Origin of the sequence: Candidatus Palauibacter irciniicola, from assembly GCF_965208695.1 — a bacterium.
GTDB lineage: Bacteria > Gemmatimonadota > Gemmatimonadetes > Palauibacterales > Palauibacteraceae > Palauibacter > Palauibacter irciniicola.
On sequence record NZ_OZ242352.1, the window covers coordinates 1,356,928 to 1,367,763 of the forward strand.

Sequence of the window (10,836 nt, forward strand, 5' to 3'; positions counted from 1 at the left end):
ACGACAGACGCGGGTTCGGCGTGCGCTCCTCCACTTCGGCGCTCGAGCGCCGTCTCGTGGCGCCGCCGCCGTTTACCGCTCGAACCCATTCATGACTCCCTCAATCATCGCTTTCTCCGGGCCTGCTCAACCCGCACTCAACGTACCGGCCGACCTGGGGCAACTCCACGGCTTCGCGCCTATCGCCGGCGGGCGCCCATCCCGATCAGCGCCGCCAGCCCGAACCCGAGGAGTTCAGCCAGCGTGGACCAGAGCCTGGCCGCCAGGGCCAGCGCGGCCGCGGGTCCGATCGGCAGGCCCCCCGCAACCCCGAGCAGGCTCGCCATGGCCGCTTCGCGCACGACCATGCCGGCGGGCGCCAGGATGACCAGGTATCCGGCCACGTAAGCGGCCGCGAACACCGCGGTCGCCTCGAGGGGGCCCAGAGGGTTGGAGACGAGCATCCCTTCGAGCAGCAACCAGAAACCCAGGCCGTGCGGCAACCACAGCACGAGGCGCGCCAGGGTGGCCCGGAGGAGGAGGCGTCCCTGCACCGCGGGAGGCTCGGAGTCGGACGGTTCCCGCAACAGCCGGCGGCCCAGCCGGATCATGGCGCGAAGCACGGGCGGCGCGAGGGCGGCGCCGATGAGGAGAACGCCGAACACCGCCGACCACGGTCCGATGGCGCCGAAGACGCCCGGGCCGAGTACGGCCGCCCCGATGCCCGCGCCGGTGGCGAGCGTGCCCGCCTGCAGGACGAGCGCCACCGTGAGCGCGACCACCCCGGAATCGCCGCGCGCGCGGACATAGGCGACAAGACCCGTGGCCTGCCAGATCCTGCCCGGCAGGTATCGGGCGAGCTGCGACCCGAGCCACACGGAGACGCCTTCCCGCACGCCCATGCGGGCGCCGCAGGCGCGGAACACGGAAGCCCAGAGGACGGCGCCCGCCAAAAGGGCCAGGACTTCGCAGACAACCGCTCCCACCAGCCACGGCGTGCGAAGCCGCCAACCGACACCCTCCGCCCCGGCCACCGCCGCCCAGGCGTCCCAGCGACCGGACAGGGCGACGGCCACCGCAACGAGCGCGGCCAGCAGGAAGAGCGATGCGCCAATGACGACGGCGGGACGCGGCGGCCCCACCCGCATCCCGTGATCCCCCGCCATCTCAGTCAGTGGATGCGGGCGCAGGCAGGAGACGGAAGATGTACGAGGGCGGATCGCCGTCCTCGTATACCAACTCAAACCGCGTCTGGTACGCCTGAATCGCGGGGACGAGATACCGCCCCGTCGTCCCGCTCACCTGATCCACGACCACGTAGTCCGCTCCCATCTCCTCGAGGCCACCGAGCACGACATCGGGATCGCTCGACAGAGGATAGGCGTCCCCCCGTCGGCGCGAATACCAGTAGAACAGGCGGGGCTTTCTGTTCGCGATGATCGCGTCTGGCTGGGTGTTCTCTCTGGCCCAGATGGCCGCCGCATAAAGGCTCGCCCATTGGGGCCCATCGCACGGCGCGCCAACGGCATACGACGCCGCACACTCCAGGCGCTCAGGCGCCGTCCGGGCGATCCACGAAGTGCCGAACGCCGCCAGCACCGCGGGTACCGCCCACCAAAGCCAACGTCGTGGCGCCCGTGGCAGTCGCCACACTGCAGCGACGGCGAACGTCAGGATCACGGGTATGAGCGGGAGCAGAAAACGCCGGTCAGACCAGGCGGACGGCCAGGTCGCAATGATGCCCCCATAAAGCACGACAAACAGTTCGGGCCCCCGAGCTCGCTCACGCGCAAAGATCGCCCACCCAACGAGCGCTGCGAGGGCGACTCCCAACCCCAGTACCATCGAGACGCCGCCCGTACCCGCGCCGGGGCCGAACAGTGTCTCCGGCAGGATGCGGCTCGCGTAAGTCCAGGTGTTGCCGGCCACGCGCGTGACCAGCTCCGTGAACTCCAGGGTGCCGGATTCCGGCGTGTAGGGATCCCGCTGTAACAGCACCTCGAGGTAGCTTGGTGCATCCGCCGCGGCGAACCGTTGATAGACAAGCCAGCTCGCCATGGCGGTCGCCCCTCCCACCGCCGACCACACCGCCTGTCGCCTCGAACCGGCCAACAGTCGCGCCATCGGAAGAGCCAGAAGCAGGGCCATGCCGGCGCTGCGCGTGGCGAATGCCGCACATGCAGCCAGTGTCATCAGCACCGCGCCCTGTCGACCCTCGCGTTGAGAGAACAGGAGGGCCGTGAGAACCAGCAGCGTGAATGGTGCCTCACTCAAGACGTAGTGACCGTATTCGAGCAGGGTCGGGTTCACCGAGAGAAGGGCCGCGGCCGCGACCGCCGGCCCTGCCCCTGAGTGCCGTCGGGCGAAATGCGCAGTGATCCACACGATCCCGGCCGTCAGCAACAGCATGGCGGCCTTCGCCAAATTCACGCCGCCAACCCAGCCGAGCACGGCAAGGAACATGGGGAAAAGCGGAGGATACCGCGCGTGGAGCGGAGTGCCGGGAAGGTACAGGTCTCGATACCCCTCCCCGGTCCGCAGTGCTTCACCGAGGATGAGGTAATGCGCATTGTCACCCCCGGTGAACAGGATCGGCTCGAACACCAGGACCCCGAGCACGAGATGCAGGGCCGCGAATCCAGCAGCGATGAACCGAAAGTTGCGGTCCAGGAAGGTGAGCCCTTCTACGGGGGAAGCTTCCGACCGGTTCGGGGTCACCTGGGCCTCGGCGAAATCACAGAGGCCTGCGGGCTATTGCCATCAGGTTCTTGCCGAGCGGCGGGCTCAGCCGACGTCCCAATAAACTCGTGACCGGCATCACGAATCGGTCATAGATGCCTACCTTCATTGGGCTCAGCTCCTGCCCGAGGATCCGGCACACCACAAACCACGCGAGCATCCCGACGACATCCCGATAGGCAACGTGGACGGGCACGAAGCCGACGCGTTCAAGTTTCTGCACGAGGTTCTGTTTCCGGTATCGTCTATAGTGACCGAGAGTCCGGTCAAAACGGCTATAGAGTACCGGCAACGCCGGTACCCAGAGGCAAAGATGGCCGCCGGGACGAAGCGCCCTTCGCATCATCGTCAACTCCCCGATGTCGTCCCGGACGTGCTCCAGGACGTTCACGCTCACCACCGAATCCACTCCAGGTTCCTTCTCCGTTTCCATGAAGTCCGAAAGGAGGGAGTGGTGAACGCTCGCGTTCAGATTCCCCCGCAGGCGTTCCCGAAGGATCGCGCACATCCCGTCGCTCGGCTCCACCGCATACAGGTGCTCCGGCTGCCGCGTGAGGATCAGTTGCGAGATATTTCCGCTACCCGCACCGACCTCCAGGGTCCGGTTTCCGAGATACGGTGAGAAAATTCGAAGAATGTCGCGGTGGTATCGCACAGCCTCCGACATCGCCTCAAGATCTCTGCCGGGGTAGTCATGCGTGCGCGACGTGGCCCCGTCAGGCGTTGCCCATGCGCGCGAATCTCCACTCTCACTCCGCCTCATGCGACCTTCACGGGCTTCCGCCGCGCTTGAGGTCCTCGATCTCGTCGCGGAGTTGGGCCATCGTCTCCGCCAGGAAGCCGAGGATGAAGAGGAGGAGGCCTCCCACGACGAGGAGAACCACGAGCGTGAGGAGGGGGCGATACCCGAGGCCGAACCCGAAGCGCAGGACCAGCGCCGTCAGTCCCGTGACGCAGCCCGCCGCGATCAGCGCGAGGCCGCTCGTGCCGAAGAAGAGGAGCGGCTTGCGCCCGAACACGAGCTGGAACCAGACCGACACCATGTCCAGCATCCCGATCAGGATTCGCCGGCGCCCCGAGAACTTGGGTTCCCCGTGCCGGCGCGGGAGGAGGTCGATGTCCAGTTCGCCGAGCCGGTATCCCCGGGCATGGGCGAGCACGACGAAATAGCGGTGCCAGTCGTGCCGCAGCCTGAGACCCGTGAGGACGTCGGCCCGGAAGGCCTTCATCGAGTTGAGGTCGCGTACGGGCACCTTGAAAATCGCGCGCGCGAGCCGGTTGTAGATGGACGACGTGAAGCGCTTCTCGTAGCGCCCCACCTTGCGGCCCGCCACGAGGTCGTACCCCTCGTCGAGCTTCGCCGCGAAGCGCGGGATCTCCTCCGTGGAATGTTGCAGATCCGCGTCGAACAGGACGAGGTACTCACCGCGGGCGGCCTCCGCGGCCGTGAGCATCGCCTCCGTCTTCCCCCGGTTGACCCGATGCCGCAGCACGACGGCCCCACCGCCCAACCCCGCCCGCGCGGCCGCCTCCTCCGCGGCTTCGGCCGTCCCGTCGGCGGAACCGTCGTCGACGAGGACGACCTCCGCAGCGAGATCGTGCTTCGCGAACGTCGCCGCGAGTTCCGCGAACAGCTCGGGCATGTTCTCGGCTTCGTCGTACGCCGGGACGAGCACCGAGATTCTCGGATCGCTCATACGCGCCTGCGCAGCCGCGCCGAGAGGATCCCGAGCCGGTCCCGGTACTTCGCCACCGTGCGGCGCGCGATCCGGACGCCCCCCTCCTGCAGGCGGGCGGTGATCTCGTGGTCGCTGAGCGGCGCCGTGGGGTCCTCCTCCGCCACCAGATTGCGGATCCGGGCCCGCACGCCCTCCGACGACAGGTCTTCCCCCTCGAGCGTCGAATAGCCGCCCGAAAAGAAGAACTTGAGCGGATAGAGTCCGCGCGGCGTCTGCACGTACTTGCCGTTCGTCACGCGAGAGACGGTGGACTCGTGCATCTCGATGTGTTTCGCCACGTCGCGAAGCGTGAGCGGGCGCAGGTGTTCGACCCCCTTCTCGAAGAAGTCGTGCTGCCGCTCGACGATGAAGGCCATCACCTTCAGCATCGTCTGCCGGCGCTGCTCGATCGCCTGGATCAGCCACCGGGCGCTGTTGAGCCGCTCCGAGATGAACGCCTTGCCTGCCGCCTCGAACCGGGAGCGATCTGCGGCCACGTCGCGGTAGACGGGCGAGAGCTTCAACCGCGGCAGCGACGTGTCGGCATGCGAGACGCGGTACCGCCCTTCGACCTTCTCTACCGTGAGGTCCGGGATCACGTAGGATTCAGAGGCATCCGCGTACCTCAGACCCGGCTTGGGATCCAGCTTCGCGATCTCGTCCGCCGCCGCCTGTACCTCGCGCGGCTCGACTCCGTACGCTTCCGCCAACTCCGGCCACCGGCGGTGCGCGAGGTCATCGAAGTGTCCGACGACGATCCGGCAGGCCAGCGACCCCTCCCTCCCCCGGTCCCGCAACTGCAGCAGGAGCGTCTCGCGCAGGTCCCGCGCCGCGACGCCGCTCGGTTCGAAGGACTGGATCCGGGCGAGCATCTCCTCCACCTCCGCCCGCGAGACCTCCTCCAGCGCCTCGACGATCCGGTCGAGCGGGCAGGAGAGGAATCCGTCGCGGTCCACGTTGCCGATGATCTCTTCACCGATCCGCAACTGACGCTCGCCGAGACGGAGCAGGTTCAACTGCTCGTGGAGGTGATCCCAGAGGGTCTGCGCGGCGGCCGGCGTGGGCGCGTTGTACTCCGGCTCCCCGTATTCCTCGCGCCGCCCGCCCGCATCGAAGTCGTCGAGGAGGAGGTCCTCCCAATCCACGTCCTCCGCCTCTTCCCCGGAGTCTTCTCCCGCGTCATCGGCGAGGGACTCGGGCAGGTCATCGACGGGGTCGTCCGGCTCGTCTCCGGGTTCCACGAGGTCGAGGAACGGGTTGTCGACGAGCGCCTCTCGCAGGTGGCTCTGGAGGTCGAGCAGCGGCATGTGCAGAAGGTCCATCGCCTGGTAGAGGCGAGGCTGCGCCTTCTGTTCCTGCCGCAGGTCGAGGCCCGCGGCGAGACTCGGCCGTCCCGATGCCATGTTCAGAGCCTGAAGTCCTCCCCGAGGTACAGTTGCCGGGCTTCCGGATCGTTCACGAGATGGTCCGCCTCGCCCTGCACCAGGATCTTCCCTTCGAACAGGAGATACGCGCGATCCGTGATCGACAGCGTTTCGCGCACGTTGTGGTCGGTGATGAGAACCCCCAGACCCTTTTCCCTGAGGCCCCGCACGATCCGCTGGATGTCGTCGATCGCGATCGGATCGACCCCGGTGAAGGGTTCATCGAGCAGCAGGAACTTGGGCCGGGTCGCCAACGCCCGGGTGATCTCCAGCCGCCGCCGCTCTCCCCCGGAGAGCGAATAGGCCTTGTTCGCCCGAAGGTGCTTGATGGACAGTTCGTCGAGCAACTCCTCCAGCCGGTCGCGCCGCTCCTGCCGCGACATCTTCAGCGTCTCGAGGATCGCCATCACGTTCTGTTCGACCGTGAGCTTCTGGAAGATCGACGCTTCCTGGGGAAGATAGCCGATGCCGGCGCGCGCCCGCCGGTACATGGGCCAGCTCGTGAGTTCGTCGCTGTCGAGGTAGACGCGCCCCTCGTCGGCCTTGAGCAGGCCGACGATCATGTAGAACGTCGTCGTCTTCCCCGCGCCGTTGGGGCCGAGCAATCCGACGACCTCTCCCTGCCGCACCTCGATCTCCACCTGGTTCACGACGCAGCGGCGCTTGAAGGAGCGGACGAGGCCTTCGGCCCGAAGTACACTGCTCAACGGGACCTCCGAGGTCTGAGGGCCGGAAACGCACCGGACGTCATGCGCCGCTCCCGTCCCGGTTGGCGGTTACGCGCGGCGAGCTGGACATCGCTCAAGGGCTGCCCGCGCCGGTGTACGGTGTCCGGGGGTGCGCCGACCGTATCGGGCGGCGCCGCCGTGCTGTCGGGCCGGACTTCCGACGTGTCCGCTGGCGCGCCGAGCGAATCGGCGGCGGCTGACGCGCTGTCGGCCACGGCTGACGCGCTGTCGGCCACGGCTGCGCTGTCCGCTGGCGACGGTGTCCCGAACGCCTCGCGCGGTTCCAGGTAGGCGCCGATCGCGTGTTCTCCCTCGACTCCCGCGGGCTCTCCCGCCTCGAAGTCGATCTGGATGCGCCGCGCCACGATATAGTTCAGCGACGGTCGCCTGCTCGTCGTCGAGTCCCGAACCATCCGGTAGAAGGCGCTGGCATTCCCGTCGAGCACGAGTTGCCGCATGAAGGGGTCCGGTGCGGGCGCCGAGTCCGCGACCGCGGCTTCGGAGCGCTCGAAGACCGCGACGAGCGTATCGCCACGCGCCCAGTTCGCGGAGCCGTCGGTCGCCAGTTCGATGCCCGCCGGCTCATCGCCCTCCTCGGCGACTTCGGTGGTGTCCGCGACGGTGGTGCCTGCTCCGGCGGTGTCCGCAACGGTACCTGCGGCGGTGGTGTCTGCTGCAGCGTCTGCGGCAGCCGCGGTTTCCGTCCCGGCGGCTGCGGCCGTGCTGTCCGCAGTGACCTGGGCGGAGTCCGCCGGGGGAGCCTCCACCGCAGTGTCCTGGGCAGCCGCCGCCGAGTCGGCGGCCGTCGCATCACTGGCTGTCGAATCGGCGGCTGTCGAGTCGGCGGCGGTCGAATCGGCCGGTTCCGGCTCGGGCGGCACCGCCCAGGACGAGTCGCGCTGGACCGCGACCGCACCGCCGATCGCATAGGCCGTGTCGATCTGGCTCCCGTACATCACGAAGTGGATCGAGTCGCCGAGAAGCTCGTGGCTGCCGGAGAGCGCCCGACTCACGCCCTCCCCGTGCGCCTGCACCTGCTCCACCACGCGATTCGCCAGGTCGATGTCGATCAGTTCCGCCGCCACCTCGAACCTCTCTCCCGACGCATAGCCGTCCCCGATGGCGCGGATTTCTTCGAGTTCCTGGTTCTGGGAGGCGAACCGTATCGAGTCGCCCTCCAGCCGGATTCCCTCGGCCTCGAGCCACGGCTCGCCCCACAGGACGCCGAGGCCATCGGCACGCGTGAGCATGGCGCTGTCCGCCTGGGCGTTCAGGTCGCTCCGCTCTACGACCGCATCCCCGTAGAAGCGGGCCTCGTCCTCGCCGGCGAAGATGGCCAACTCCGATTCGACCGTGAACGGCTCCGGCGACTCGGTGTTCGTCGGATAGAACGTAACGGTCGGCCGCCCGGGCGCGGTCGTGACGGCGTCGACGCCGGAGACGGCCCGCAAGAACTCCACTCGGGGGCCGAGGAGGGTAGAGCGATCCGTCAGCCGGACGAGTTCCACATCTTCTTCGGCGATGATGAAGTCGGAGAGCTGAAAGTACAGGAGGCGTTCCGACTTCAGCGTCCTTATCGAGTCTTCGTAGACGACGGCGCCGAGGAGTTCGACCTGCCGGGGGCCGTCGCGCTTTATCGCGCTGTCCGCCTCCATCGTGGCGGTTCCGCAGGTCCACAGGTATCGGCCGCTGAGCACCGTGACGTGGGCACCGGTCGGGTCGCGGTTCGTGACGCTCCTCGTGTCGGCTTCGAGCGGTTGCCACCGGAGACTGCACCGGTCGAGCGCCGACCCGACGCCGGCCTGCGGCTCCTGTGCGGCGAGCGGGCAGGTGAGCCATGCAGTGATCGCGAGGCCGCCCGCAAGCCCGATGCGTGCCCGACTCACCGGCGCGCCGTCGCCGTCGTATCGGGTGGCGCCCCGAGGCTGTCCGGCGGGGCCACCGTCGCGGTCGTGTCAGGCGGCGCCTCCACGCTGTCCGGTGGGGTTACTGCCGCCGTGGTGTCGGGGGGCGCCTCCGCGCTGTCCGGCGGGGTGACCGCCGCGGTCGTGTCGGGCGGCGGCGTCACGCTGTCCGGCGGGGCCGCCGCCGCGGTATCGGCGGGCATCTCCGCAATGTCCGGCGGGACGGCCTCCGGGTCGATCTCCGCCGCCGGATCCACTTCCCCGCGCGCCGGATCGATCTCCGCCCGCGGGTCGAGCTCCGCCGCCATCGAGTCGCCCGGCGCCGGTTCGCCGGCGACCGGCTCCCCGGCTGCCGGCTCCGCTCCGCCCTCCGTCGTTTCCCCGGCCGGGACTGCGGGCAGGGGGACCGACTCCGAGAGGGCCATCCCGGGCTGCATCTCCCCCTCCTGGTTCAGGACGATGACCGAGTCGAGCGCGGGATCCGACTCGAACCCCGTCCCCGCGAGCGTCAGACCCTCCATCCTGTTCAGCAGCCGGAAGGCGGTATCGCCGGTCAGGCGGCCGTCGAGATTCTGATAGCCGAGCCGCTCCGTCTCGAGACGCTGGCCGTCCACCCGGTCCTCCACGACCACGTTCCCTTCGGCGTCGAGATCGCCCGTGAGTTGATAGAAGATCCCGAACTCCGCGGTGACGTCGGTCGATTCCCGTCCGTTTGGATCGAAGAACGTCAGCGTCATCCGCCGCAGGTGAATCTCGTTCTCCGCGCGCCATTCCGCCGTGTCGGCTTCCACGAGGGCGCGGCGGACTCCATCGCGCGTGACGAACGTCCGCATCCCCCGCACGGCGGTGTCCACCCCATCGGGGAGCGGTTCGCTCGCCGTCGGGGGCCCATCGTCGGAGCCGCACGCGGCGAGAATGGGCAGCACCGAAACCCAGGCGAACAGACCGAGCGCGCCCGGGCGCCCCGTGCGCTCCCCGTTTTCAACCCGCAAACCGTCCTCCTTCCCGGAACTCCGTCACCAGCCCGTCCCATTCCCCCCGGGCGACGAGCAGGGCCTCCGCGAATTCGCGCACCGCCCCTTCCCCGCCGGGTACCGTCCCCACCCACCGCGCGGCGGCCCGGACTTCGGGCACCGCGCCGACGACCGCGGCCGGCAGCCGCACCCGTTCCATGACCGCCAGGTCCGTGAGATCGTCGCCAAGGTGCGCCGCCTGGTCCCACGTGCAACCGCGTCGCGCGAGCATACCCCGAAGCGCCGAAAGCTTTCCCTTTCGGGAACCGAGCGAAACCTCGGCGATGTCCAGCTCCCGCGCCCGGAGGCGGACGGCAGCCGACCGCTTGCCGCTGAGGAACGCGACGACGAGTCCCGCCCGCTGCATCATCCGGATCGCCAGACCATCGAGGGCGTGAAAGCGACGCAGCTCCCCCGGGGCGCCGAGGTCCGAGCCCGCGCCCACCCAGATCGAACCGTCCGTGAGCACGCCGTCCACGTCGAGCGACACGAAACGGACGGACTCCGCCAGCCGGCGATCCATCGGGGGTCTCGGGTTCATGGGGACCGGGCTCTCAGACCGCCACGGCCTCACGCACGCGCAGCGCCCGGTCCACGACGCGCTCGAGTTCGGCGAGCGGCAGCATGTTCGACCCATCGGAGGGGGCCGCCGCGGGATCCGGGTGCACCTCGATGAAGAGGCCGTCCGCCCCGGCCGCGACCGCCGCCGCCGCCAGGCGTCCGATGTGCTCCGGCTCCCCGCCGCTCCTCGCCCCCTCTCCGCCCGGCAACTGCACGGCGTGGGACGCGTCGAACACCGTCGGACAGCCCGTCGCCTCGCGCATGAGGGCGAAGCTCCGCATGTCGACGACCCAGCGCCCGTAGCCGAAGGCGAACCCGCGTTCCGTCACCGCCATCTCACGCGCACCCCCCTGTCGGAGCTTCCCGATCACGCCCTCGACATCCCCCGGGGCCATCCACTGTCCCTTTTTCACGTTCACCGGCCGTCCCGTGGCCGCCGCCGCCCGCAGCAGATCCGTCTGCCGGCAGAGGAAGGCGGGAATCTGGAGCGCGTCCACGACCGCCGCCGCGGGCGCCGCCTGTTCGGGGAGGTGAATGTCGGTGAGCAGCGGGAGTCCGGTGCGGTCTCGCACCCGGACGAGCGCCGCCAGCCCTTCGTCGAGACCCGGTCCCCGGGCCGACGACGCGGAACTCCGGTTCGCCTTGTCGAACGAGCCCTTGAACGTCACCGGCAGGTCGAGCCGTCTCCCGAGTGCCGCCAGGTGATCCGCGACCTCGAAGTTGAGGGCGTCGTCCTCGAGCACGCAGGGCCCGGCGATGAGAAAGAGCGA

At 69.0% G+C, this 10,836-nt stretch carries 10 protein-coding genes; all 10 read right to left on the minus strand.

The window, feature by feature from the left end:
- Positions 1–179: 179 nt before the first annotated feature.
- A complete protein-coding gene (locus ACOGI9_RS05755) occupies positions 180–1,145 on the minus strand; it encodes a lysylphosphatidylglycerol synthase domain-containing protein (RefSeq protein WP_419858920.1) in 966 nt (321 codons plus the stop codon).
- Position 1,146: 1 nt separating this feature from the next.
- On the minus strand, positions 1,147–2,697 hold the full coding sequence (locus ACOGI9_RS05760; RefSeq protein WP_419858921.1) for a hypothetical protein: 1,551 nt from the start codon (positions 2,695–2,697) through the stop codon (positions 1,147–1,149).
- 16 nt (positions 2,698–2,713) lie between these two features.
- Positions 2,714–3,373: a class I SAM-dependent methyltransferase gene (locus ACOGI9_RS05765; protein ID WP_419858922.1), complete on the minus strand. Its 660-nt coding sequence runs from the start codon at positions 3,371–3,373 to the stop codon at positions 2,714–2,716.
- 115 nt (positions 3,374–3,488) lie between these two features.
- The gene (locus ACOGI9_RS05770; protein WP_419858923.1) at positions 3,489–4,415 is read right to left on the minus strand and encodes a glycosyltransferase; all 927 of its coding nucleotides are present in this window, start codon (positions 4,413–4,415) and stop codon (positions 3,489–3,491) included.
- Entirely contained in the window at positions 4,412–5,839 is a 1,428-nt protein-coding gene (gene rpoN, locus ACOGI9_RS05775; protein WP_419858924.1) for an RNA polymerase factor sigma-54, read from the minus strand. The genes ACOGI9_RS05770 and rpoN overlap by 4 nt, the downstream gene beginning before the upstream one ends.
- Positions 5,840–5,841: 2 nt before the next feature.
- Complete coding sequence (gene lptB, locus ACOGI9_RS05780) at positions 5,842–6,567, minus strand: LPS export ABC transporter ATP-binding protein (RefSeq protein WP_310778422.1); 726 nt, start codon at positions 6,565–6,567, stop codon at positions 5,842–5,844.
- On the minus strand, positions 6,564–8,474 hold the full coding sequence (locus tag ACOGI9_RS05785) for a hypothetical protein (RefSeq protein ID WP_419858925.1): 1,911 nt from the start codon (positions 8,472–8,474) through the stop codon (positions 6,564–6,566). Before ACOGI9_RS05785 ends, lptB begins: the two co-directional genes overlap by 4 nt.
- Complete coding sequence (lptC, locus tag ACOGI9_RS05790) at positions 8,471–9,484, minus strand: LPS export ABC transporter periplasmic protein LptC (RefSeq protein ID WP_419858926.1); 1,014 nt, start codon at positions 9,482–9,484, stop codon at positions 8,471–8,473. Before lptC ends, ACOGI9_RS05785 begins: the two co-directional genes overlap by 4 nt.
- A complete protein-coding gene (locus ACOGI9_RS05795) occupies positions 9,474–10,046 on the minus strand; it encodes a KdsC family phosphatase (RefSeq protein ID WP_419858927.1) in 573 nt (190 codons plus the stop codon). Before ACOGI9_RS05795 ends, lptC begins: the two co-directional genes overlap by 11 nt.
- A 13-nt stretch (positions 10,047–10,059) precedes the next feature.
- Complete coding sequence (kdsA, locus tag ACOGI9_RS05800; RefSeq protein ID WP_419858928.1) at positions 10,060–10,809, minus strand: 3-deoxy-8-phosphooctulonate synthase; 750 nt, start codon at positions 10,807–10,809, stop codon at positions 10,060–10,062.
- Positions 10,810–10,836: the final 27 nt, after the last annotated feature.

Excerpts from the sequence above, each read along its gene's own strand:
- ACOGI9_RS05755 (WP_419858920.1), bottom strand. The coding sequence starts at position 1,145 with ATGGCGGGGGATCACGGGATGCGGGTGGGGCCGCCGCGTCCCGCCGTC.
- ACOGI9_RS05770 (WP_419858923.1), bottom strand. The coding sequence starts at position 4,415 with ATGAGCGATCCGAGAATCTCGGTGCTCGTCCCGGCGTACGACGAAGCC.
- rpoN (WP_419858924.1), bottom strand. The coding sequence starts at position 5,839 with ATGGCATCGGGACGGCCGAGTCTCGCCGCGGGCCTCGACCTGCGGCAG.
- ACOGI9_RS05795 (WP_419858927.1), bottom strand. The coding sequence starts at position 10,046 with ATGAACCCGAGACCCCCGATGGATCGCCGGCTGGCGGAGTCCGTCCGT.